Source organism: Micromonospora sp. GCM10011542 (genome assembly GCF_042650685.1).
Taxonomy (GTDB): domain Bacteria; phylum Actinomycetota; class Actinomycetes; order Mycobacteriales; family Micromonosporaceae; genus Micromonospora.
This window is the reverse complement of the sequence record NZ_JBHSBO010000039.1, coordinates 1-23,174: the sequence shown is the minus strand read 5'-3', so window position 1 is coordinate 23,174 and position 23,174 is coordinate 1. Positions and strand designations below refer to the sequence as shown.

Genomic DNA, 23,174 nt, shown 5'->3' with positions numbered 1-23,174 from the left:
AATTGGCACTGGCTTATCAAGCACCCTGTTGAGTTCTCAAAGAACAACCACACACCGATCAGGAACCCCCACCAGGAGGGCCCCATCCGGGGCAATTCGTTCGCGTCCTCGGCGCTCACTGGCGCCGGGCACTTTTACTACGTTACCTCACCGTCTCTGTCGTGTCAAACCGTGTGTCCCGGTGTGTCACGCTTCGTGCGGGTTGGTTCCGGCGTCCGAGCGCAGCAGCGAACCGCTGCGCCTGTTCATCGGATTTGGCAGGCCGGCCGTCGCGGTTTCCCGCGAGCTCGCCCGGTGCCCTGCCGGTCGTAAACCTTACCCGGTCGGCTCCGCCGCACCAAATCGACCCGCTGGCCGATCAGATGGGCACCGCCCGTTCCGAGTCCGTCAGGTGTAACCCGTTGGATCCGGAGGTTGTCCTGCGCTCCGGCCTCCGGGGCTTCGCCCCGTTTCGTCCGTTCCGCGCTGGCAGAGAGAAAGTTACGCGTCCGCGGGTTTGATCGTCAAATCCGCGGGTAGCGTCCCGCGTCACATCCGGTCGGTACGAGACACCGTCGCAGCTCAGCGCGGGTTCGATCCCGCCGGATGGCCCGGCCCGGCAGGAGTCGCAGGGCTCGGGGGTACGGCAGAGTCAGCGCCGTGGGCGGCGTCCGTATTCCACGGAGACTGCGACGCGGGCTACCGGGTGCGAACGCGGCGGTCCGCCGTACCTCGACGGGTCCATGGGACCGGGTGACCTTCTCGTGGGCTTGGTCTGCCCCTCAGAGGCAGGTGACCGGGGGACAGCAGTCGTGCGGTCGTGGCCGGTCAGGAGGTGGGGGCGCCCGTCCGCCGACGGGCAGCGAACCATGCGCGGACGCCGAGGACGCCGACAGTGGTGCCGATGGCCAGGGAGGCGGCAATCAGCAGGGCGTGCACCCACAGGAAGCTGGTGGCGGCGCCCTCGCCCACCGTGCCGGAGGCCCAGGAGCGCGGGTCCTGCCAGATGGCGACGGCGAACCTCGGCCAGATCACCCAGGTCCACACGCCGACCCCGACCAGGAAGACAGCCCATCGCCGCGACAGCACCATGGCAGCCGAGTATGCCAGCGGCCCTGGTCACGGGCCGGAACCCGGGTCGAGCGACGAGCCTGTCGAAGCCGGCCGAGGCCTGTCCGGGCCGGCACCGCTTCGCCGGAGGGCGGATCAGCGCGCGCGGCCTCAGTCGTGAGGGCCTGCGTCGACGGGTCGGTCAGAAGCAGCTCCCGCCGCCGTCGATAGTCGCGTTCGCCCGGGGTCCGGGTGGTGGATCGTGTCGAGTCGGCCAGGAAGCCGTCCGAAAAGGTGCTACCCCCGCGGAGCGGGCGGCGCGGCTCGGGGGCCACGGGTAGCGTGGGTCCATGGTCCGGCAGAGCAGCTACGCGCCGGAGGCGGTCGACCAGGTCGACGGCCTCCCGCTCGGCGTGGTGCCAGCCTGCCCGAGCAACTCCGGCGATGGCCGGGAGCAAATCGTCGACGTACTCCGTGCCGGTGGACTGCGGTTCCGCGCCGGCGCGCGATGGCGGACGGCTCGCTGAAAGCCTGATCCGCTGACCGACGGGGCGATCCGCCCCGCTCGACGCGCGCGCGTGACCCATCGATCCCCGCACTGAGAGGCGTACCACCATGTCCGTTGCACGGATGCTCACCGGCGACCGGCCCACCGGCCGCCTGCACCTCGGCCACTACGTCGGCAGCATCGCCAACCGGGTGCGGCTGCACCAACGGTACGAGAGCTTCTTCATCATCGCCGACCTGCACATGCTCACCACCCGCAACCGCCGCGAGGACATCGACCGGGTCTCCGGCAACGCCCGGGACATGGTGACCGACATCCTCGCCGCCGGCGTCGACCCGGCCCGCGCCACCTTCTATCTCCAGTCGGCCATCCCGGAGGTCGGCGACCTGAACACTCTCCTGCAGAACCTGGTGACCGTGCCCCGGCTGGAACGGGTGCCGTCGTTGAAGGACATGGCCCGGGACGCCGGCAAGGAGGAGATGCCGTACGGGCTACTGGGTTACCCGGTGCTCCAGGCGGCGGACATCCTCTGCGTGAAGGGCGAGGTCGTGCCGGTGGGGCGGGACAACGCGGCACACGTCGAGGTGACCCGGGAGATCGCCCGCCGGTTCAACCACCTGTACGGCCCGGTCTTCCCCGTGCCGGAGCTGATCCCGGCCGACACACCGAGCCTGGTGGGCACCGACGGCGCGGCCAAGATGAGCAAGAGTCGGGGCAACACCATCGCGCTCTCCGACGACCCGGCGACGGTACGCCGCAAGGTGCTCGGCATGTACACCGATCCGAACCGGGTGCGGGCGGACGTGCCGGGCACGGTGGAGGGGAACGCGGTCTTCGCGTACCACGAGGTGTTCAACCCGGACCGCGCCGAGGTCGCCGAGCTGGCGCGGCGCTACCGGGCCGGCCAGGTGGGTGACGTGGAGGTCAAGGAGCGGCTCATCGTGGCGTTGGAGGAGTTCCTGGCGCCGGTCCGGGAGCGCCGGGCCGCGATCGAGGACGACCGCGGCCTGGTCGACCGGCTGATCGTCGAGGGCACCGAGCGGACCCGCGAGGAGGTTCGGCGGACCCTGGTCGAGGTACGCCGGGCGATGGGGCTGACCGGGGCGTACCAGCAGGTGCGACGGCGGGCCGAGCGGAGCCGCCGGCGATCCGACGCCCCGGCCTGAACCGGAGCGGCCGTCCCGGTGCGGTGCTGGACTCCTCGGCGGCACACCCTGATGGGAGCGCAGAATGCCAGGATGAGGGGGATCTTCGTTCGTCCGGTGCCGACTGCGGAGACACACCGGACCACGATGTTCGAGATCTTCTTCGACCTGGTCTTCGTGTTCGCGCTGACCCGGGTCATCACCTTCATGGCGCAGTCGCCGACGCCGCTCACCCTGGCCCAGGGGCTGCTCCTCCTGCTGCTCCTGCTCTACTCCTGGAGCCCGTACACCTGGTTGGGCAACCTGGTCCGCGCGGACGTCGGCCCGGTCCGCGCGGCCACCCTGGTCGCGATGGCCGCGGTCTTCGTCGCCGCGCTGGTGCTGCCGGACGCCTGGCAGCAGGGCCCGGGACCGCTCGACGCACCGCTCATCCTCGCGCTGGCCTACCTGGTCGGGCGGGCGGTGCAGCTCGTGCTGCTGCTCTGGGCCGCCGGGGAGAACCGCCGCTGCGGGCGACCCTCCGGTTCTTCACCGTGCCGGTGGTGGCGGCCTGGTTGCCGCTCGTCCTGGGCGCGGTGCTCGGCGGCACCGCCCAGACGGCACTCTGGACGGTGGCGCTCCTGGTGGACGTCGGCGGTGCCCGGATCGCGTCCGCCCACCGCCCGTGGCAGCTGCGCAGCCTGGAGCACTTCACCGAGCGGTACGGGCTGGTGCTGATCATCGCGCTCGGCGAGTCGCTGATCGCCGCGGGAGCCGAGACGAAGTCGGCGGTGACAAGCGGCCCCGGCCTGGTGGCGGCGCTGCTCGGCCTGATCACCACGGTCTGCCTGTGGTGGCTGTACTTCGACCGGCTGGCCCCCACCGCCCGGCGGGCCGTCGCCGGGCTGCCGGTCGAGCGGCGGGCCGACGTGGCCGGCGACGCGTACGGCCTGGGGCACGCCCCTCTGATCACCGGCGCCATCTACGTCGCGCTCGGCATCGAGCAGGTGCTCGGGCGGCTGACGGCCGAGCCGGACGCCCCCAGCCGACTGGACTGGACCGCCACCACCGCCCTCTACGGCGGTGCCGCCCTCTACCTCCTCGGCCGGCTGGTCTTCCGCCGGCTCACCGTGCGCGCTGTGCGGCCGGCACAGCTCATCGGCGCGCTGCTGCCGCTCGCCCTGTTGCCGGTCGGCCGATCCCTGCCCGCCCTGGCCTCGCTCAGCCTACTGACCGTCTTCCTGGTCGGCCTGACCTGCTACGAGTGGCGGATCGACCGACGCGACCCCCGGATCGAGCCGAACCCCCCGGTCCGCCCGTAAGCCCGCCACCGGGCCCGACGTGGCCAGCACCGACTGACCCCAGGTGGTGGCGCTCCACGACCTGCTGCTGGGCCTGACGCCGTCGCCGGTCATGGCGCTCGACCGGGCCGCCGCGGTGCCATGCGCGAGGGGACCGGAGGCCGGGCTCGCAAGGCTGGGTCGCCGACGGTGATCCAGCCCACCCAACCGGTCGGTACAGAATTGGGGAATCGACGACGTGCCTGCTAGGTTCATTTATGTACCGAGCGGTACCGAACTGCTTCCGATCTCGCAAGGAGACGAGCCCCATGGGTCAGCTCAATGGCAAGACCGCCCTGGTAACCGGCGGCACGACCGGCATCGGCCTGGCCGCAGCCCAGCGCTTCGCCGCCGAGGGCGCGCACGTGTTCATCACTGGGCGTCGGCAGGCGCAACTCGACGAGGCCGTGGCCGGAATCGGTGGCAATGTCACCGGGATCCGTAGTGACGTGGGCAATCTGGACGACCTGGACACCGTCGTGGAGGCCATCGCCGCCCGCGGCGCCGGCCTGGACGTGCTGTTCGCCAACGCCGGCGGCGGCGAGTTCGCCCCGCTCGGCAGCATCACCCTGGAGCACTTCACCGACACGTTCGACCGCAACGTGCGCGGCACCGTGTTCACCGTGCAGAAGGCCCTGCCCGTCCTCAACGACGGCGCCTCGGTCATCCTGGCCGGGTCCACCGCCGCGAGCAACGGCACGCCGGCGTTCAGCGTCTACGCCGCCTCCAAGGCCGCCATCCGCTCCTTCGGCCGCACCTGGGCCGCGGAGCTCACCGGCCGGAAGATCCGGGTCAACACGATCATCCCGGGACCCACCGAGACCCCGGGCATCACCGGTCTGGCCAACAGCCCGGAGGAGGCCGCCGGCCTGCTCCAGATGCTCGCCTCCACCGTCCCGCTGGGCCGGATGGGCCAGCCCGAGGAGATCGCCAACGCCGTCCTCTTCCTCGCCTCCGACCAGAGCAGCTTCATGACCGGCGGCGAGATCTTCGTCGACGGCGGCAGCGAGCAGATCTGACCCAAGAAAGGGCCGGCTTCGTGGGCATCACCCGCGAAGCCGGCCCATCCTCGTTTCCGTACCTTGAGCCGGGGTCAGGTGCGCGCGGGAAGCCCTTCCGGGTACGCCGTCGCGGCGAAGGCGCGCAGCGCGATCTCGGCGGACTTCTCCAGGTCGGCGCGGGACACCCCGGCGGCGGCATGCACGGCCTGCCCCTCCGCCACGACCATCACGAACCGGGCCAGCGCTGCGGGGTCGGCGCCCTCGGGCAGGTCGCCCTCGGCGACGGCCGCGGCGAAACGCGACGCCAGGGCCTGCTCACCGGTCAACCGGCTGGCGGCCAGGAACTCGGCCACCCCCGGATTGTCGGCACCGCACGCGGTGCCACCCTGGATCGAGAGGCAGCCGGCCGGTCGGCCGGGTTGGGTGAGCGCCACCACGTTGGCGCGCAGCATCGTCGCCGCCACCTCGTACGCGGTGGGTTGGGCCAGCGCGTCGCGCGCGTACGCCATCTCGGTCTCCGCGTAGCGGTTCACCGCCGCGCGGAACAGGTTCTCCTTGTTGCCGTACGCCGCGTACAGGCTCGGCTTGTTGATGCCCATGGCCGCGGTCAACTCGGTCAGCGAGGCACCCTCATAGCCGTGCCGCCAGAAGACGTCCATCGCCTGCTCCAGCGCGGCCTCTGCGTCGAACGAGCGCGGTCTACCCTGCTGCGGCATTCCGACACCTCCTCAGGGACCCAGATTACTCCTGGTCAACCGGCCGGTACAAAAACAGGGGCGTCCGTACCCGACGGCTCCCGGGAGCGGGTCGCGGAAGTGGGCCTTGCTCAGGATGCCGACACGCGTTGCACGAACCAGAGCAGGCCCAGGATGGACACGAAGGCGGACAGTGCGCCGGTCGTCCAGAGACCCGCTCTCGGCGTACGGTTCCGCAACACGATCAGCAGCGGGAACACAGCGGCGATGATCGCCAACTGTGCAACCTCGATGCCGACGTTGAACACCAGCAGGGACCACAGCAGTGTCCACGACCACGCCTCGTCGATCCCCAGCGCGCCCGCGAAGCCCAGCCCGTGCACGAGGCCGAAGCAGAACACGACCCCGAGACGGATCCAGCCGGGCCGGTCCAGGCTGAAGTGGCCACGCCCCGCCGGCTCGAGGTCGGCGGCGTGGTCGCGGCGACGCCAGACGCGCCACAGGTACCAGCCGGCGACCACCGCGATCGACAGCGCGATGACCGGCTCGACGACCCGCGCGGGCACGTCGACCAGACCGAGGGCGGCCAGCAGGAACGTCACCGAATGCGCGAGGGTGAAACTCGTGGCCGCGAGCACGACCTCCCGCAGGCGCCGCGACCCGGCGATGAGCGCCAGCAGGAACAGAATGTGGTCGAGCCCGGTCAGCAGGTGCTCGGCGCCCAGGCGGAAGAACTCCCAGAACCGCTCGTACCACGACTGGGCCGTCGAGAAGGACGGACGATCGGCGTCGAGCGCGGCACTGCCCGAGTGGCCGTCGATGTCGTACGTGACGATCGTCTTGGTGCCCTTGACGTAGCCCTCGGCGTCGCCAAACAGCCCGCTGCGTACCGCGTGTTCGTCGCCCCGCCCACCACACGCCCAGTCGAGCAGCAGATCGGCGTACGGCACGCCCTCCTGGGCGCCGATCGTGAAGTCGCCGACCGGGGTCGGCGCGCAGGCCCTGCCCGCCGAAGTGACCGAGAGGTGCTCGGTGACGTACCGGACGGCCGGCGCGGCGTGCGCGTTGAGCGCCCCGCCCTGCCCGTCGGGGTCACCGGCCTCGAATGCGGCGGTCCCCGCCTGGAAGAGGGAATCGTCGTGCCCGTAGTCGGCGGCCGACACCACCAGGAGGTCGTATTCGAGCTTCAGCGCCGTCCGGATGTGACCCTCGTCGCCCGCGGTGACGCCGACGTACACGGTCGACGAGAAGCCGTGGGCGAACGCCGGCCCGGCGTTCAAAAGGGCGATCACCGCTGCGGCAATTCCGACGACGGTGACGATGACGGTACGACGGACGCCCTGCGGCATGCCGCTCCTTTCACCAGGTCAGTGCACGTTGCACGCCACGGGTGAACACCAGCCCGACCACCGGCGAACCGCTGTGGAACAAAGCCTCGGAACGGCTGCCAGTGGATCGAATGCGGCCGGAACTGGGATAGGAACGAAAAGAAGCAATCGCGCTTCCCCGCCACCCCTCGGAGGACGACCACCTTGCGCCCCCCACTTCGGGCCGTCGCCATCCTGGCCACGGCCGCCGCGCTGATCACCGGATGCAGCTCCGGCGACGACTGGTCCCGGCCACACCCCCGGCCCAGCGCCATCGGCAGTCTCGGCCCGGGGTTCGTCGACCCCTCCGCCCGGCCAGCTCCGGAATCGACCGTCACGCCACGGCCCGGCTCCTGGAACGGTGTCCACCCGTCGAAGGACTACCGCGTGGTGCTGCTGACCGCCGGTGACGACCACCCGACCAAGGCCCTCGTCACGGCGGTCGAGGAGTGGGCTGACGACGAGCACGTCGACCTCAGGACGGTGGTCGCCGACGTCCACGACCCCGTCGCCGGCATCACCAAGGCCCTCGAGCTGAGTCCGGACCTCGTCGTCAGCGCGGGCAACGACCTCATCGACCCCCTCGCGCTGGTCACCGCGAACCACCTGTCGCAGCACTTCCTGGTGGTCGGCGCGGAACTGGCCGAGCCCACCTACAACGTCACGGCGGTCGACTGGTCCGGCGCGTCGTTCCGTGGCGAAGGGCTCGGCATGTCCTCGACGTACGACCCCGGCTCGTTCACCGCCGAGCGCTGTGCGGCCGCCATCAGGGCGGGCGTCGCGGCCGTACTCCACGACCTCACCGGGATCGTCATCTGGCTCGACTAGCTCCAGCCCGAATGATCCGCGGGACGCCGATGGTGGTCGCAGCGAGTGTGTCCGCGATCGCCCGCTGTGGTTCGTGCAGCGAGTTCGCCGAGGTCAGGCCACAAACTTTCGGCACGTGCAACCCGTCCGCGGGTCCCACGTTCATCTCGAGGACACCCGCCTCGGAAACGTTGATGGGGTGCTTCATACCTCGCACCCGAACGGACGGAAACAGATGAAGTTCGACAACCGGACACAGGCCCCCGGCCTTGTTCGACGCAGGATGGCCGCAGGCGCCGGCGCGGCGGCCCTGGGCGTCACCGCAGTGCTCGCCAGCGGCTTGATGAACGCGGCCAGCGCTGCCGACACCGTGACGCCCACCGGCATCGTCCTGGGCGTGGGCGCCACCGAGTCGCAGCGCGCCGTGTCCTGGTACTCCTCGGCCGGCACCGCGCAGGTGGTCGAGGTCGCGCCGACGTCCCGGCTCGTCAACGGCGAGTTCCCCGCGGACGCCGTCACCTTCCCGGCCACCATCGCGGCGAACAGCGTCAACGGTGGCTACAACGGTCACGCCACGATCGACGGCCTGAAGGAGGACATTGCCTACTCCTACCGGGTCGGCACCGAGGGCGGCTGGTCCACGACGTACTCCTTCAAGACCCAGGACTTCGAGGGCGACTTCGACTTCCTGTTCTACGGCGACCCGCAGATCGGCTCGTCCGGCAATGTGGCGAAGGACGGCGCCGGGTGGGCGGACACCCTGAACGTCTCCCTCGCCGCGAACCCGAACGCCGAACTGCTGGTCTCCGGCGGTGACCAGACCGAGACCGCCAACACCGAGACGCAGTGGGACGCGTTCCTCGCGTCCGACAAGCTGCGCCAGTACCCGTGGGCCGCCACCATCGGTAACCACGACGTCGGCGGCAAGGCGTACGAACAGCACTTCTGGACTCCGAACACCGATCGGTCCGCGCCGTTCTACAACGGCAGCACGACGACCCGGTCGGGCGGTGACTACTGGTACATGTACAAGGACGTCCTGTTCATCGACCTCAACAGCAACGCCTACGCCAACGGTTCCGACGAGGCCCACATCGGCTACGTCACCGACGTCGTCAAGGCGCACGGTGCCGACGCCAAGTACACGGTGCTCGTCTACCACCACTCGATCTACTCGCCGGCCAGCCACGCGAACGACGCCGACAACCAGAAGCGCCGTCAGGACTTCCCGACCGCCTTCTCGCGTCTCGGCGTCGACCTGGTCCTGCAGGGGCACGACCACAGCTACTCCCGCAGCTACGCGATCAAGAACGGGCAGAAGGCGCACCCGGACGAGCAGCCCGGCGCCAACGAGGTGGCCGAGGGTCCGGGCGGCGTCATCTACGTGACGGCGAACTCCGCGTCGGGTTCGAAGTACTACGACCTCACCGCTCCGAACACGACCAAGGACCCGAACTACGGTCCCGACCCGCTGAACCCCAACAGCCACTGGGCCAACTCGGTCGAGAACCAGGAGCACGTCCGTACCTACGTGAAGGTCGAGGTGCGCAAGAACAAGCTCGTCGTCGAGAACATCCGCAGCGGCACCTGCGCCGCCCCCAACGCTGCGGTCGAGCTGGGTCAGGAGTCGTGGTGCGGCCCGAACAGCGGCGCCACCGCCGCCCAGCCGGTCGGTTCCACGGTCGACAAGGTCGTGATCAACCCGTACCGCGGCAATGGCCACAGCATCTCGGCCAGCGTGCCCACGCCGGCCGCGGCTGAGGCTGGCTGGCTTCAGCAGACGACCGAGGGTGCTACCGGGACCCTCACGCTCACCGCGCTGAGCTGACCCGGCCCGATCCACCTGGTGGGGTGGGCACCCTCGGGTGCCCACCCCATCGCCTTTCCTTCATCCGTCGAGAACTGCCCGAGGATCACCAGATGCACCCATCCAGACCGCGTACGACCACCGCAGTCGAAGCCCTCACCCGGGCCACTGCCGTCGTGCTGCTCGCCACGCTCGGCCTCGTCGGAGTGGGGGCCGGGGCCGCCGCGGCGGACGGCGGTGTCCCCTGGGCGGTCACGACGGCCTCCAACGACTTCGGCTCCGGCCGCCCGAACTACACCTACACCCTCAACCCGGGCGGGCAGCTCAAGGACGGTCTCGTGGTCGTCAACCACGGCACCACTCCACTCGACCTGGCCGTGTACGCCGCCGACGGGTTCACCACCGACAAGGGTCAGCTCGACCTGGTCACCAAGACTGCGAGGTCGACAGGGGTGGGTGCGTGGGCCCACGTGGATCGGGACCACGTGACCGTCCGGCCCGGCGGGTCGGTTGAGGTGCCGTTCACGGTCACTCTTCCGAACGACGCCGCGCCCGGCGACTACCTGGGCGGCGTCGTCACCTCGCTGGCGCAGGCCAGCGAAACGGACGGGAGCAAGGTGGACCGGCGTCTCGGCATCCGAATCCGTCTACGCGTGGGTGGCGAGCTCAAGCCGAGCATGTCGGTGGAGGACCCGCAGGTGCGCTACTCGGGCACGGCCAATCCCTTCGGGAAGGGTGACGCCACCGTCACGTACACGATCCACAACACGGGCAACAGCGTCCTCACCGCGCGGCAGGTGGTGTCCGTATCCGGCCCCTTCGGGCGCTTGGGCGTCCGCGCCGGGCAGATTGACGACCCGCCCCAACTGCTCCCGGGCGAGACCTGGAAGGTTTCGGTGCCGATACACGGAGTGGCCCCCGCGCTGAGGCTGACGGGGACGGTCACCCTCGTACCACTGCTCACCGACGCGTCGGGTTCGATCGCCCCACTCGCCAGCGTCGAGACCACGACGCACGCCTGGACCGTTCCCTGGACGCTGCTGCTGCTCGTCCTCGTCGTCCTTGGTGGGCTCATCGTCGTTGCGGGTCTGGCTTCCCGGCGCCGTCAGGCCAGACGCCGCGAGGGCGCTCGCCTCTAGGAGGCTGGCGAGCAGACGCTTCGGGAGCCCCGGCGGGGCGGCCGGGGACTCCCTGGTGGAAGTCCCCGGCCGGGCCGGGCATCAGCCCAGGCGCGACTCGATCGCCTCAATCACGCGCGGGCGCAGTTCGGCGGCGCGGATGACGGCGTCCACCGAGCCGACCTCGACGGCACGCTGGATGTTGTGCACGCGGTCGAACTCCGTGGCGACCTCGCCGAGCTTCTCCGCGCGTACCGCGGAGCGCAGTTCGTCGAGTTCCGCGGTCAGCGCGGCGCGTGCGGTACCCGTCGCCGCCGCGGCGCGGGCCTCCAGGTCCCGCACGCGCGGGTCGGCCGCCGTGCGGGCGTTGACGTCGGCGGTGAAGACCACCGCGGCGGCGGGGGCGCCGCCGAGGACCGAGGCGTACGAGCCCTCCAGCGCGAGGACCGTCATGTTCGGGTTCAGCGCCTTCGAGAACACCACGAACGCGCCGCCGTGGTACCGCGAGATCACGCAGAAGACGATGGGCCCGCGGAAGTTGACGATCGCCCGGCCGATCTCGGCGCCGTACTCCAACTGCAGCTTGCGCATCGACTCGGGCGAGCCGTCGAAGCCCGACAGGTTCGCCAGCACCACCAGCGGCCGGTTGCCGCTGGCCGCGTTGATCGCCCGCGCGGCCTTCTTCGACGACCGGGGGAACAGCGTGCCGGCCGTGTAGGTGTCCGGGCCGTCGGTGGGCGGGAAGCCGCGTCGCGGCACTGATCGCGACTCGATGCCGAGCAGACACACGGGGATGCCGCCGAGGTGCACGTCCTGCACCACCGCGGTCTCCGCGTCGGCCATGCCCGCCCAGCGCTCCAGCACTGGGTGGTCCTGGTCGGCGAGCGCCCGCATCACGGTCCGGATGTCGAACGGCTTCTTGCGTTCCGGGTTGGCCTCGGCCGAGAAGATCTCGCCGACCGTGGCGAAGGCGCTGCCCGGCACGTCGTGCGGGAAGGTGGAGATGTCGCGGTCCACCGGGTCGGTGGTGCTCGCCCGCCGCGGCGCCTCCTCGCCGGGCGCGACGTACGTGTGGTCGTAGTGCGACATCAGCACGTCCCGCGCGGCGGTCAGGTTCGGCGCCCAGTACTGCGCCTGCCCGTTCGGTCCCATCACCCGGTCGTAGCCGCCGATGCCGAAGTTGTCCTCGGCGGACACCCCACCGGAGAAGTCGAGTGACTGCTTGCCGGTGAGCACCATGGCCGAGTCCGGCGTCATCACGAGGACGCCCTTGGTGTGCATGAGCATCGTCGCCTCGGCGTTCCAGTACGGCTGCGCCCCGACGTTGATGCCCGCGACCACGATGTTGATCTCACCGCCGGCCTGGGTGAACTCGACGATCCGCTTGAGCGCCGCGGCCACCCAGTCCATGTTCTCGGTGCCCGAGGTCATCGAGATCCGGGCACCGGCGGACAGCGCCCACCACTCCAGCGGCAGCCGCATCCGCTCCGCGAGGTCCAGCGCGGCGATCACGCGGCGGCACTCCGCCTCCGACAGGGCACCCAGCGACTTCGTCGGATCGCCGAGCAGCACGACCCGGCTGACACCCTGCGCATGCCGCTCGGTCGGCGTGCTGACCACTCCGGCGACGATGGCGGCGCTGTTGCGCCCCCTGGGCCGGTCCACCGGCACCAGCGCGTGGTGCTCGTCGAGGTCGTGCTCGACGAAGTCCCCGAGCAGGCCGGTCAGCTCGTACGGGTACACCGTGTTGCGGCTGCTCGCGCGCAGCACCTTCAGCCGGTAGTCGTCGATGGGCTCGACCGGCTCGACGGGCGGCTCGCCGATGGTCAGCTTTGCACTGCCGGTGACGTCGAAGGAGATCCGGACGCCGATCTTGGTCAACTCGCCGGTCCGGTGGTCGCGCTGCCGCGCGATGAACAGGATCTCCTCCAGCCCGGCGCCCCCCGTCGTGGGGCGCACCCGCCCGGCGATCATCTCCATCTCGGCACGGGTGAGCTCGCTCGGCGGCCAGACGTAGACCACGATCCGGTTGGTGGTGAAGCGCGTCTTCGACGGTCGCCGCGACTGGGCCCGGCGGATCGAGTCGAGGCAGGCCGCGATGGCGTCCTCGGTGGTCGGCAACGCGACCAGCCGGCCGTCCTGATCGCGCAGCTCGGTCAGGTCCCGCACCTGGGCGAACGCGACGAGGCGCTCGTCGGACGGGTTCTCCCGGGCCACGCACTGGAAGAGGTAGACCTCCTCGTCCGACGAGGGCAGCCGGGTCAGGTCGAACTTGTGCAACCGCTCCAACTGCATCCGCTGCGCGATGTACGGGTGCAGACCGCGGATCAGCCGGTCCTCGGTGATCCCCGTACCCGACGGGCGGAAGGTGAAGTGGTGGTGCATCACCGCGCCGCCGCGACCCGCGACCGTGGCGGTGAGCCGGCGGACCCCTGGCAGCGGGTGCGCGGCGATGACCTCCAGCAGCGCGGCGGCCATCGCGTCGAAGTCCTCCGGCTGGTCCTCCCAGCCGAGGTAGATGTCGGCGTCGACGGCGTCCTCGTCACGGGCCAGCTCGGCGAGCCCACGCAGCGCGCTGCCCAGCGCGTCGAAGCGCACCGCGGTGGAGACCACACTGGAGTCCGCCCGCTCGGCGACCACGAACCGGCAGCCGGCGACCTCGCGGGCCCGCACGCTGATCAGCGCCTTGTTGCCGTAGTACCGGCGGGTCAGCACCTCCAGCATGACCGTGTTGTCGAGGTGGTCGCGCACGAGCCGCTGGCCGAGCAGCCGGACCAGCGGCTCGGTGCTGCGTACCATCTCCGCGATGCGCTCGGCGCGGTCCGGCGCGTCCGGGTGCGCGTCCAGGTGCCGGAGGTGGCCCCGGACCTGGGCGTAGACGCGGGCGCGGTTGCGGCGCAGCAGCGGTTGGGCGAACCAGGCGAACACCACGCCCCGGGCGAGGTCGGCGACCACCGGGAAGCGGACCTGCGTGGCGGCCACCAGCCGCTCCAACGCCAGGCCGGCGCGCTCGCGCAGCGTCTCGTCCGGCGGCGACTCCCGCAGCCACGCGCGCAGCAGCGTCGCGACGACCGTGGCATCGGCGGACGCCCGTTGCAGGGCGAGGAAGATCCGGAAGACGGCGGCTTCGAGCGCGGGAGAGCGCTCCAGGTCGGTGACCCCGTAGTGCCCGAGCGCCTTGGCGAGCCTGGCCTGGAACGAAGCGGGCAGGCCGGCCCGCTCGATGTCGAGGCTCTGCAGGTACGCGTGGAAGTACTCGCGCGCGCTGTAGACGTGGCCGTCGCCGTCCTCGCCCGTCGGCCGGTTGCGGCTCAGCTCGGTGAGGTCGGCGAACACGGTGACCAGGTCGAGCTCCTCGGCCAGCGGCCGGTGGCCGTCCTCGACGGCCGCCCGTCGTGCGGTGAGGTAGTCGTCGAGCACCCGACTGTCGTCGTGCGGGTCGACGTCGAAGCCGAGCAGCAGGCCGCGCAGGTCCTCCTGACCGCGCCTGCTGCGCAGGTACGCCGGAACGTCCTCGGACGCGGCGGGCAGGTCCAACTCGACGGTGACGGCGGCCGGGCCGCTCGCGGTCTCGGCGCCCTCGTCGGCCAGCGGCTCCAGCCGCAGCAGCGGCGCACCGGCCTCCACCTGACTGCCGACGGAGACGGAGCACTCCCTCAGCCGCGCCCGGAACGGCGCCCGCAGCACCGTCTCCATCTTCATGGCTTCCAGCACCAGCACCGGCGCTCCCGCCTCCACCTCGTCGCCGGCCTCCAGTGGCGTGGCGACGACCAGCGCCGGCATGGGGGAACGGAGCACGCCGCCCTCGTCACGGCTGACCCGGTGCGTCACACCGTCCACCTCGACCAGGTGGGTGGGCCCGTGGGTGCTGGCCAGCAGGCGGTACCGGGAGCCGTTGACCACGACCTGGCCGGTGTGGCGGTCGAAACGGTCGAGCTCGACGTCGGCGGTACGCACGGCGGAGCCCGCTTCGATCCCGACGCGGAACCGGTGTGCGCCGACCCGCGCCACGCGCATGCGGTAAGTGACGCCGCGCAGTTTCAGGTCGAGCGGTCGGCCGCTGCGGTGCTGCACCTGCGGACGCCCACCGGACGCCGTCGACAGCAGCCGCTGCCGCTCGACGCGCTCCTCCTCCTCGTACGCCTCGATGGCGGCCACCGCCAGCGCGACGGCGGAGTGCCGGTGCGCGACGAGCCTGCCCTCACCGCGGACGCGGTCGATCCAGCCGGTGTCCGCACTGGCGTCGATCACCTCGGGCTGGTCGAGGAGGTCGAGGACGAAGCTCTTGTTCGTCGCCCCACCCTCGATGATCACGGTGGTGTTCGCCATCGCGCGGCGCAGCTTGCCGAGCGCCTCGTGGCGGTCGCGACCGTACGCGATGATCTTGGCGATCATCGAGTCGAAGTCGGCCGGGATGGTGTCGCCCTCGCTGACGCCGGTGTCCACCCGGATACCCGGGCCGGTGGGCAGGTCCAGCCGCGCGATGCGACCCGGCGACGGCGCGAAGTCGCGGTCGGGGTCCTCGGCGTTCAGCCGGGCCTCGATGGCATGCCCGCGCTCCACCGGCGGCGTGCCGTCGAGCCGCCCACCGGAGGCGACGTGCAACTGCGCCTTGACCAGGTCGAACCCGGTGGTCAGCTCGGTGATCGGGTGCTCGACCTGCAGGCGCGTGTTGACCTCGAGGAACGCGAACTGCCGGTCGCCGGGGTGATAGAGGAACTCGACGGTCGCCGCGCCGCGGTAACCGACCGCCACGGCCAGCCGTTCGGCCGACGCCTTGAGCTCGGCCGCCTGCTCCGGGCTGAGCACCGGCGACGCCGACTCCTCGATGACCTTCTGGTTGCGTCGCTGCACCGAGCAGTCGCGGACACCGAGCGCCCACGCGGTGCCCTGCCCGTCGGCGATCACCTGGACCTCGACGTGCCGGGCACCGGTCACCAGACGCTCCAGGAAGACGATCCCGCTGCCGAACGCCCGCGCCGCCTCCTGGCTGGTGCGTTCGTACGCGTCGTCGAGTTCCGCCTCGTTCGTGATCACGCGGATGCCGCGTCCACCACCGCCTGCGGTCGCCTTGAGCATCAGCGGGTAGCCGATCCGGGCCGCCGCCGCCCGGGCCGCGGCCAGGGTCTCGACGGCACCTCGGCTCCACGGCGCGACCGGCACGCCGACCTCCTCGGCGATCAGCTTCGCGCCGATCTTGTCGCCGAGCTGGCGCATGGCCTCCGCGCTCGGCCCGACGAAGGTGACACCGATCTTCTCGCACAGCTCCGCGAACGCCGGATCCTCGGCGACGAAACCCCAGCCGACCCACGCGGCGTCGGCCCCGGTCTCGATCAAGGCCTGCTCCAGCGTCGCCAGGTTGAGGTACGGGCGAGCGGACGCAGGACCGAGGTCGTAGGCGATGTCCGCCGCACGCACGAAGGTGGCGGTGCGGTCGACGTCGGTGTAGAGCGCGACGGTCTCGATCGGGACGTCGCTCTCCGCAGCCAACTCTCGGACCGCGTGGATGAGACGCATGGCGGCCTCACCACGGTTGACGATGGCAACACGGTTGAACACCCGATTGACCCCTTTTGGTAGACCTGTGACGTGCGCGCCGCGAGACGACGGCTCCCGGCAGTGGTTACCTTTCCGCCTACCGGGCGGTACCGCCATGGCGCTATCGCCGAACCACCCGGCCGTCATTTGTAGGAAACCACCAAAAGTTTTTGGCCCCACACCACCGGTCGGGCCCGGTCGACCCCGACCCTGGCCCCTCACCATCCGGTCCCGTCTGGTCAGGAATCGAGAAGCGCCCGGACTTCCGGCGGGCCTAGCCTTTCTGCAGTTGGCCGGCATCGCGCCGAGCCTCCCAGCGACGAAAGGCAGGCTGCGAATGTCCGCGAAGAGTGCCACGAACGGGTCCACCGGCTTCAGCAGCGCGGAGCGTGCCGCGATGCAGGAGCGCGTCGCCGAGCTGCGCGCCGAGGGCAAGAAGGGCGCCAAGAAGGCCGACGGGCTCCAGGCGGTCCTCGACCGGATCGCACAGATGGCGCCGGAGGACCGTGCGCTCGCGGAGCACGTGCACGCGACGGTGACCGCCACCGCCCCGGAACTGTCGCCGAAGACCTGGTACGGCATGCCCGCGTACGCGAACGAGGACGGTAAGATCGTCGTCTTCTTCCAGGACTCGGGCAAGTTCAACTACCGCTACTCGACGCTGGGCTTCCAGGACACGGCCAACCTCGACGACGGGGACCTGTGGCCGGTGTCGTACGCGCTGCGGAAGTGGAGCCCGGCGGTGGAGAAGAAGGTCGTCGAGTTGGTACGGGCTGCGATCTCCTGACCGTCGCCCGGCGCCACGGTTCGGGTCAGCTGGGGGTGAGGAGGCAGAACTCGTTGCCTTCCGGGTCCGCGAGGACGGTCCACGGCACATCGTTCTGGCCGAGGTCGACGGCGGTGGCGCCGAGCGTCCGCAGTCTGGCCGCCTCGGCCTCCAGGTCGTCACCCTGGTATGGGCGCAGGTCGAGATGGACGCGGTTCCACACGGTCTTCACGTCGGGTGTGCGGAGGAACTGCAGATATGGGCCGACACCCTTGGCGGAGCGCATCACCGCCCTGTGGTCGGTCACCTCGTGCAGTGTCCAGTCCATGGCCTTGCCGTAGAAGCGGGCCATGGCTCGCGGATCCGCGCAGTCGACCACTACCGCGGCGATCGGTCCGGTGTCTCGGTAGAGCGGTCGGGGGTCCAGCACGCAGAACTCGTTGCCCTCCGGGTCGGCCATGACCGTCCATGGGACGTCGCCCTGGCCCACGTCGGCGGGTGTCGCGCCGAGATCCTTCAGGCGCGTGATGACCTCCGCCTGATGGGCCGCTGAGGTGGTGGCGAGGTCGACGTGCACGCGGTTCTTCACCGTCTTGGGTTCCGCGGAGACGACGAGGTCGAGGCAGACGGCGACGGGGTCGGGGTAGACGAAGCCCTCGGGTTCGAGGTTGGTCACGCCGGGTCCCTCGCTGGAGACTCCCCAGCCGAGCACCTTCGCCCAGAAAGCGCCCAGCGCGGAGTCGTCCCGAGCCTTCATGTTGATTTGCACGAGCCGCGTTGCCATGCCGGTGATGCTAGGGCCTGTCGAGTCGGCGGTGGTTCCCGAACGGGAGTGGTCGTTCGGGGTGCCGAAGATCGGCATGACGGCACCGAGGACGAGACAACCTGGGCTGGCCTTCGTTGCCGGGCCCCGACCCCGCGCGCGGGTCACGCGAACACGCCGACCGTTCGCGTAGCGCCGGAGTTCGAGCGGACCCCAGGGACGGGAAAGCATGAGAGCCTGACCCGCGTTTCCGCGGGTCAGGCTCTCATCCCCAAGCGGGGCGTTTCCGTAGCCGCCCTCTCAGACCGCGAGGGCCCCGCCGTCCACTGGGAGGAGTACACCGTGGATGTGTGACGCCTCTTCACTGGCGAGGAAGATCACAGCTGCGGCCGTATCCTGCACGCTGCCCGTATGCCTGTCCGGGTTGCTCTCGGCGATCTTCTCCAGGAGGGGGCGGAGGTCTTCGTTCGCCTCCGTGATGGTGGGTCCGGGGGCGACGGTGTTCACCCGCACACCGTCAGCGGCCAGCTCCGCGGCCCACGACCTCGTCAGCGAGTGCAGGGCTGCTTTGCTGGCGCCATACAGCGAGGTGAACTTGATTCCCTCTACGCCGCCGATCGAGCCTATGTTGATCACCGAGCCGCCGCCGTGCTCCACCATGCCGGGCACCAGGGCCGCCGTCAAAAGGAACGGGGCCTTGATATTGACCTCCAGCACCTGGTCGATTTGTTCCTCGGTCGACTCTGTCATGGGGTGAGGCGGCACGAGAAAGGCCGCGTTGTTGACCAGGATGTCGATCGGCCGACCCGCCAGGGCCGTCGCCTCCTGTGCAAGGCGGCGGACCTCGGAGCCACCCGCAGAGAGGTCTACCTCGACGAAGTGGGCGGTGCCGCCCTCCGCAACGATTCCGTCGACGACCTGAGCTCCGAGCTCCGAGCCAAGTCCGGTCACGACGACGATGGCGCCCTCGCGGGCCATCGCCTCCGCCACACCGCGTCCAATTCCGCTCGTCGAGCCTGTGACCAGTGCAGCGCGCCCCTCGAGACGATTCATGTCAGTACCTCCGGTTGTTGCGCCGATGTCGATGGACGTGGGACGGCTAAACCTCTCGTCGAACCCATCCATAGTTGCTTGCACAAGCAAGTGTATCCAACGATGGCGACGCACGGTAACCGTATGAGGCCCAGCCGGCCAGGTCCGAGCGTTTGGCCGTCTCCCTCGAGCAGCCGCAGCCCACGGGCGTCGAGCCAGTGATCAGTCCGGACGCGGCCCGTAGCCGCTTGTTGTTGCCGGACTGCTGGGGCAGATACGGGAACAGGTGGCGGAAGTCGCGACCCACCCGGCCGGGAAGGTCAGTACGCCCTGTGGGCCAGAGAAGCACCTGGACTGGATTCCCGGCCGGAGCGTGGGGAAAGAACCGGGCGAGCACGGCGCTGCAGAGGGATTCGGGTGGATGCCAGCGGATGCCGAGCCCTTCGGCGATGTCGTGACCGTGCACCAGCGTCTCGTTCACGCCCAGCGCCGCGAAGCCGCTCGGGTCTGTCGGGCCCGAGTGCCAGGGTCATACCGAACGGTCGCACGTTGGGCAGTGAGGTACCCGGCGGCTCCCAGCCTGGATACACGGCCGCCCGAAGCCTGATCTTGGCGGACACGAAAGAGCCCCCGACCTTGCCGTTTCGGCTGGTCGGGGGCTTCCCCTTGCTCTGTGCGCCCGAAGGGACTCGAACCCCTAACCTTCTGATCCGTAGCCTCGGCGAGGCTGTCCGGAACGGTCCGTCCCCGGCGTCCGTGGCTGGCCCTGCTTCTGTGGGTGTCGCCATCCGTGTCTCATGGTCCGAGGGTGTTGCTGTCAATGGTTGCTGTCAGCCATCGCAGCGAGCCGTGAGGATCAGCGGTTCATGCCGCCGGCGTAGGCGTCCACTCGGCCATCGAGCCGCTGTACCAGGAGGTGGCCGTCTTCTTGCCAGATCCTCTCGCCGGGATACACGAGAACTGGTTGATCCAGGACGAAGTTGCACCAGCGATCAATGAGCGTGAGGCGGTCGGCCTGTTCGGCTGGCGGTATCCGGACATTGCCCAGCAGGATCGCCATGTCGGCGATGGGGCGAAGGCGGACGCGGCGGGGCGCGGAAGCAGCCGGAGGTAGGCGGCGCGGGTGGCGCCGCTCTAGCCGCTTCCCCCTAGGTGTGGCCATGTCCAACAGCATGGGCCAGGCGGCAGACGAGCCGCAACAGGGGCCTCGCGGTCCTGCCCGGCCCGCCTGGCGGTGGCCAAGACCTACGCATTACGAGATCAAATTGCCCACCCGAACGACCTGGGCGCAAAGGGGTCTACCAGCGGGAATGGCTCTCGGCATCTCACACTGCTCCCCCGCCGTCCTCGACCTCTTGCGGACTAGATGCGGACCGCACGCCCAACTGACGGCGGCGCGCTACTCCTCCACCGGCAGGTCGTGAAACCACCGCCTGGACGATGCGGGTACCAGCAACAGGCCGACGATGACTGACGCAACAACGACCTGCAGGCCGCATCGGCTAGGGCCAATCATCGCCGTACGCCGTCGACCGGCTTGGCTGTACGGATGGCTGTGCGGACCGGGCAACGGCACCGGGACGAGAGAGTGACGACGCGGCGCTTACCGCAGAAGGTCGGAGGAGCAGATGGGCGCTTGGGACCATGGACCGTTCGGCAACGACGACGCCGCCGACAGGTGTGGTGACCTCCACGACGCCCATCCGTCCGAGCGGGCAGGGATCGTTCGTGCTGTCTTGACAACAGCAGGGGGCGGCAGCCTGTGGGGCAAACATGGGCGTCGGTCAGCGGCGGCACTGGGGTCGGGCGCGCCCTCGGTAGAAGTCAGGCTCTACTTCAGCTTGTGCACAACCCCGCGGGCGTTGCGCAGTTCCTCGCCGTCTGCAGAACCTGCACCCGGGCCGTTAGGTCTACCTAGCCAGCCGGCTGCCTCGATCTGTCCGACCTGCAGGACGGAGACTCCTCTACCGATCGGGGCATCCATGACCAGGACCGGCCCACTAGGGTAGCCACATGAGTTCGCAAGATGACCTTGACACCCTAGAGGCGCAGCTAACTACGGAGCGGCGCAAGGTTGATGTAGCCAATCACAACTTCTCGGTCCGCGAACTTGTAAGAATGATGACGGACGAGGAGCTAAATGTAGCTCCTGAGTATCAGCGCAAGTTTCGATGGACCGAAGACGGGGAGTCACTCTTCATTGAATCCGTCTTCCTGGGCCTTCCAATCCCACCAATCTTCGTCGCGACGAATGTAGGCTTTCAATGGGAAGTCGTCGATGGCCTGCAGCGCCTTTCCAGCTTGCTTCACTTCATGGGCGAAAGCACAGAAGATCTCAAATTCGCCAACCGGCGAGAGCCGCTGATCCTAGAGGGCCTTGAGAAGCTTAACCAGTTGAACGGTAGGACGTTTGCGGAACTGCCGAAGAGCCTGCAAGTATACTTCGGTCGGCAGCCCTTGCAGGTTATATCTCTGACCGATAAGAGCGACTTGCAGGTGCGGTTCGATCTTTTTGAAAGACTGAACCGGGGAACCGTGACCCTCACGGCACAGGAGGTCAGGGCTTGCGTATATCGAGGTCCCTTCAATAACTTCTTGGAGGAACTTGCCGCGGATGAGACATTTCTCAGTCTCCTCAAGCTTCAACGGGCGCGCCAGCATGACGGAACGAAGGCGGAACAGGTCCTAAAGTTCTTTGCCTACAAGAATTACCGTGATGAATTCGACGGCAAAGTTAGCGGCTTCTGCAATCGATACATGCAGCACGCCCAGAGCAACTTCGATTACAAGCGCGAGCGCCAGCGTTTCCTTGATGCAGTCCAGACACTCAGTGCGATCTGCAAGGGTCGCCCATTCGTACGTCCGGGGATTAGTTTGACTCCCCTAGTTCAATTCGAAGCATGCCTCGTTGCAGTCGCCGAACTGCAGGAGGAGGGGGCAGAGATAGCAGTACCGACGTCAGACTGGCTGCGTGATGAGGAGCTGAAAGCCTCAAGCACCGGCGCAACGAACACTAGAGCGATGCTTCGTCGGCGAATCGATCGAGCAAAGGTGCTGCTCGGTGCGCGCTCATAGTGTGTTGACGGAGAAGATTAGGGATCACTGCAATCGCTTATTGCGACGCGTTGACGACCTGAAGCGACTCATGGTCGCGGCCGAGAAACTCGCAAAAGAGGACCTTCACCGCTGGCAGTTTCTGACAAGGGAAGCCAGGGGTGCCGCGGTTGTAGGAGTGATGGCAGAGCTGGAGGCTCTGACGAAGTTCGCAATACAGGAGACTCATCGTGCCATAAATGCCAGCACCTTGACACACAAGGAGCTGCGTAAATGCATGCGCCAGTTGGCCGCTCACGACGCCTTTGAGAGTCTACGAGCTGTACAGGACCACTCGAAGTTGTGGAGTACGAGGTCATTCACCACGACCTTAGAGGGCTGCGCTGATCTCCTTGCGCTGCCGATCCCTTCCAAAGGTCCGCAACCTCCCTTGGATGGCAAGACTCTCAAGCCTGAGCATTTCAATCGCCTTTGGCTCGTATACGGCCTTCCCGACGTCGCCTTTCCTAGCGCCTCATGGTCTTCCGCACTTCAGAAGATGGCGCTAATTAGAAACGACGTGGCGCACGGCAACATGCCTTTTACTGATATCTTTTCACAGGCAGGTCGCACGACCAGCGAGATAGAGGGATACATTGATGATGTATCCAGCTTCGCAATCCACTTTGTAGAACAGTGGTGTGAATACCTGGACAAAGAGCAGTACTTGAGCTCGAGGGTCGCTGAGATCGATGCGTAACCGCTGACGGCCGCCTTCAAGCAGCGGTAGGTGCCCCGCCCTTGTTCCGTGCTTTGGCATCCCATTTGCCGCCGACCGACGCATCGTGGAGCGGGCCTACGGGACGTACGACCCTGTCGCCCTAGCCCTGGTCTGCTCGGCTTGCCTCGATCGGTGGCTGGCGGGATGGCATCCCACCCCACCACCCACGGACCCGGAATTCCATCCTGGAGATTCCCAAGACCACTTCCAGACCGTCCGCGACCGTCCGCGTCGCCCTGGTCGTCACGGCCTCCGCAACTTGTGGTTCGGTCTTGTCCGGCTGCGTTTCGCCCCGGTGGCTCCGACACATGGTCCCAGACTGTCAGCTTGGGAATTGGACAAGATCGGGTCGTCGTGCTGGGTAGCCGCTGGTCGGTCCGGTCCTGGGCGGCCTGGCTTGGCCCCTAGGCGGTGTCTTCAAAGGATCTTGGTGTCGGATGATGTAGCGCGTGGGTCGTCGCTACG

17 protein-coding genes and 1 pseudogene are annotated in these 23,174 nt (G+C 68.8%); 11 read left to right on the top strand and 7 right to left on the bottom strand.

Translation table 11 applies throughout. From position 1 onward, the window contains the following. Positions 1–807 precede the first annotated feature (807 nt). A complete protein-coding gene (locus tag ACFOW4_RS13445) occupies positions 808–1,071 on the bottom strand; it encodes an SCO4848 family membrane protein (protein ID WP_377527557.1) in 264 nt (87 codons plus the stop codon). A gap of 308 nt (positions 1,072–1,379) precedes the next feature. Between ACFOW4_RS13445 and ACFOW4_RS13440 the strand changes: the two genes are divergently transcribed. From ACFOW4_RS13440 to ACFOW4_RS13425, 4 genes and pseudogenes are all read left to right on the top strand, one after another. Then, positions 1,380–1,556, top strand: a complete 177-nt coding sequence (locus ACFOW4_RS13440) for a hypothetical protein (protein WP_377527554.1) — start codon at positions 1,380–1,382, stop codon at positions 1,554–1,556. A gap of 88 nt (positions 1,557–1,644) precedes the next feature. Next, on the top strand, positions 1,645–2,703 hold the full coding sequence (gene trpS / locus ACFOW4_RS13435) for a tryptophan--tRNA ligase (protein ID WP_377527553.1): 1,059 nt from the start codon (positions 1,645–1,647) through the stop codon (positions 2,701–2,703). 51 nt (positions 2,704–2,754) lie between these two features. After that, a pseudogene (locus tag ACFOW4_RS13430) lies at positions 2,755–3,983 on the top strand (low temperature requirement protein A). Positions 3,984–4,270: 287 nt separating this feature from the next. Next, positions 4,271–5,020: an SDR family oxidoreductase gene (locus ACFOW4_RS13425; protein ID WP_377527551.1), complete on the top strand. Its 750-nt coding sequence runs from the start codon at positions 4,271–4,273 to the stop codon at positions 5,018–5,020. 74 nt (positions 5,021–5,094) lie between these two features. On the opposite strand, the gene ACFOW4_RS13420 is transcribed toward ACFOW4_RS13425, so the two are convergent. Together ACFOW4_RS13420 and ACFOW4_RS13415 are read right to left on the bottom strand one after the other, a co-directional pair. Further along, positions 5,095–5,718 (bottom strand): TetR/AcrR family transcriptional regulator, encoded by a 624-nt coding sequence (locus ACFOW4_RS13420; RefSeq protein WP_377527550.1) that lies wholly within the window; start codon positions 5,716–5,718, stop codon positions 5,095–5,097. Between the two features lie 110 nt (positions 5,719–5,828). After that, positions 5,829–7,046, bottom strand: coding sequence for a HupE/UreJ family protein (locus tag ACFOW4_RS13415; RefSeq protein WP_377527548.1), 1,218 nt, complete (start codon positions 7,044–7,046; stop codon positions 5,829–5,831). A gap of 183 nt (positions 7,047–7,229) precedes the next feature. Here ACFOW4_RS13415 and ACFOW4_RS13410 point away from each other — a divergent pair, with 183 nt between their 5' ends. From ACFOW4_RS13410 to ACFOW4_RS13400, 3 genes are all read left to right on the top strand, one after another. Beyond that, a complete protein-coding gene (locus ACFOW4_RS13410) occupies positions 7,230–7,892 on the top strand; it encodes a hypothetical protein (protein ID WP_377527546.1) in 663 nt (220 codons plus the stop codon). A 262-nt stretch (positions 7,893–8,154) separates the two neighbouring features. Next, positions 8,155–9,699 carry a fibronectin type III domain-containing protein gene (locus tag ACFOW4_RS13405; RefSeq protein WP_377527545.1) on the top strand — a complete coding sequence of 515 codons (1,545 nt, stop codon included), beginning with the start codon at positions 8,155–8,157 and terminating at the stop codon, positions 9,697–9,699. Positions 9,700–9,791: 92 nt separating this feature from the next. Beyond that, entirely contained in the window at positions 9,792–10,817 is a 1,026-nt protein-coding gene (locus ACFOW4_RS13400; RefSeq protein ID WP_377527544.1) for a WxL protein peptidoglycan domain-containing protein, read from the top strand. Between the two features lie 81 nt (positions 10,818–10,898). Here the strand turns inward: ACFOW4_RS13400 and ACFOW4_RS13395 are convergent, their stop codons facing one another. Beyond that, positions 10,899–16,355 (bottom strand): carboxyl transferase domain-containing protein, encoded by a 5,457-nt coding sequence (locus tag ACFOW4_RS13395; protein ID WP_377527542.1) that lies wholly within the window; start codon positions 16,353–16,355, stop codon positions 10,899–10,901. A gap of 316 nt (positions 16,356–16,671) precedes the next feature. Between ACFOW4_RS13395 and ACFOW4_RS13390 the strand changes: the two genes are divergently transcribed. Beyond that, complete coding sequence (locus ACFOW4_RS13390) at positions 16,672–17,121, top strand: iron chaperone (RefSeq protein ID WP_377527541.1); 450 nt, start codon at positions 16,672–16,674, stop codon at positions 17,119–17,121. Positions 17,122–17,146: 25 nt separating this feature from the next. Here ACFOW4_RS13390 and ACFOW4_RS13385 read toward each other — a convergent pair whose 3' ends face one another. The 3 genes from ACFOW4_RS13385 to ACFOW4_RS13375 all read right to left on the bottom strand — a co-directional run bounded on the left by ACFOW4_RS13385 (position 17,147) and on the right by ACFOW4_RS13375 (position 19,955). Beyond that, positions 17,147–17,884: a VOC family protein gene (locus ACFOW4_RS13385; RefSeq protein WP_377527558.1), complete on the bottom strand. Its 738-nt coding sequence runs from the start codon at positions 17,882–17,884 to the stop codon at positions 17,147–17,149. A gap of 279 nt (positions 17,885–18,163) precedes the next feature. Next, complete coding sequence (locus tag ACFOW4_RS13380) at positions 18,164–18,916, bottom strand: SDR family NAD(P)-dependent oxidoreductase (RefSeq protein ID WP_377527539.1); 753 nt, start codon at positions 18,914–18,916, stop codon at positions 18,164–18,166. An 835-nt stretch (positions 18,917–19,751) separates the two neighbouring features. Further along, positions 19,752–19,955, bottom strand: a complete 204-nt coding sequence (locus ACFOW4_RS13375) for a hypothetical protein (protein ID WP_377527538.1) — start codon at positions 19,953–19,955, stop codon at positions 19,752–19,754. Positions 19,956–20,523: 568 nt separating this feature from the next. Here ACFOW4_RS13375 and ACFOW4_RS13370 point away from each other — a divergent pair. Genes ACFOW4_RS13370 through ACFOW4_RS13360 form a run of 3 tightly spaced genes read left to right on the top strand, consistent with a single transcriptional unit; the run spans position 20,524 to position 22,688 of the window. After that, complete coding sequence (locus tag ACFOW4_RS13370) at positions 20,524–20,904, top strand: DUF4259 domain-containing protein (RefSeq protein ID WP_377527536.1); 381 nt, start codon at positions 20,524–20,526, stop codon at positions 20,902–20,904. Between the two features lie 4 nt (positions 20,905–20,908). Then, complete coding sequence (locus ACFOW4_RS13365; RefSeq protein WP_377527535.1) at positions 20,909–21,970, top strand: DUF262 domain-containing protein; 1,062 nt, start codon at positions 20,909–20,911, stop codon at positions 21,968–21,970. Continuing rightward, positions 21,957–22,688, top strand: a complete 732-nt coding sequence (locus ACFOW4_RS13360) for a HEPN domain-containing protein (protein ID WP_377527533.1) — start codon at positions 21,957–21,959, stop codon at positions 22,686–22,688. The genes ACFOW4_RS13365 and ACFOW4_RS13360 overlap by 14 nt, the downstream gene beginning before the upstream one ends. Positions 22,689–23,174: the final 486 nt, after the last annotated feature.

Excerpts from the sequence above, each read along its gene's own strand:
- ACFOW4_RS13445 (WP_377527557.1), bottom strand. The coding sequence starts at position 1,071 with ATGGTGCTGTCGCGGCGATGGGCTGTCTTCCTGGTCGGGGTCGGCGTG.
- ACFOW4_RS13440 (WP_377527554.1), top strand. The coding sequence starts at position 1,380 with ATGGTCCGGCAGAGCAGCTACGCGCCGGAGGCGGTCGACCAGGTCGAC.
- trpS (WP_377527553.1), top strand. The coding sequence starts at position 1,645 with ATGTCCGTTGCACGGATGCTCACCGGCGACCGGCCCACCGGCCGCCTG.
- ACFOW4_RS13425 (WP_377527551.1), top strand. The coding sequence starts at position 4,271 with ATGGGTCAGCTCAATGGCAAGACCGCCCTGGTAACCGGCGGCACGACC.
- ACFOW4_RS13420 (WP_377527550.1), bottom strand. The coding sequence starts at position 5,718 with ATGCCGCAGCAGGGTAGACCGCGCTCGTTCGACGCAGAGGCCGCGCTG.
- ACFOW4_RS13415 (WP_377527548.1), bottom strand. The coding sequence starts at position 7,046 with ATGCCGCAGGGCGTCCGTCGTACCGTCATCGTCACCGTCGTCGGAATT.
- ACFOW4_RS13405 (WP_377527545.1), top strand. The coding sequence starts at position 8,155 with ATGGCCGCAGGCGCCGGCGCGGCGGCCCTGGGCGTCACCGCAGTGCTC.
- ACFOW4_RS13400 (WP_377527544.1), top strand. The coding sequence starts at position 9,792 with ATGCACCCATCCAGACCGCGTACGACCACCGCAGTCGAAGCCCTCACC.
- ACFOW4_RS13390 (WP_377527541.1), top strand. The coding sequence starts at position 16,672 with ATGTCCGCGAAGAGTGCCACGAACGGGTCCACCGGCTTCAGCAGCGCG.
- ACFOW4_RS13385 (WP_377527558.1), bottom strand. The coding sequence starts at position 17,884 with ATGGCAACGCGGCTCGTGCAAATCAACATGAAGGCTCGGGACGACTCC.
- ACFOW4_RS13380 (WP_377527539.1), bottom strand. The coding sequence starts at position 18,916 with ATGAATCGTCTCGAGGGGCGCGCTGCACTGGTCACAGGCTCGACGAGC.
- ACFOW4_RS13375 (WP_377527538.1), bottom strand. The coding sequence starts at position 19,955 with ATGGCGATCCTGCTGGGCAATGTCCGGATACCGCCAGCCGAACAGGCC.
- ACFOW4_RS13370 (WP_377527536.1), top strand. The coding sequence starts at position 20,524 with ATGGGCGCTTGGGACCATGGACCGTTCGGCAACGACGACGCCGCCGAC.
- ACFOW4_RS13365 (WP_377527535.1), top strand. The coding sequence starts at position 20,909 with ATGAGTTCGCAAGATGACCTTGACACCCTAGAGGCGCAGCTAACTACG.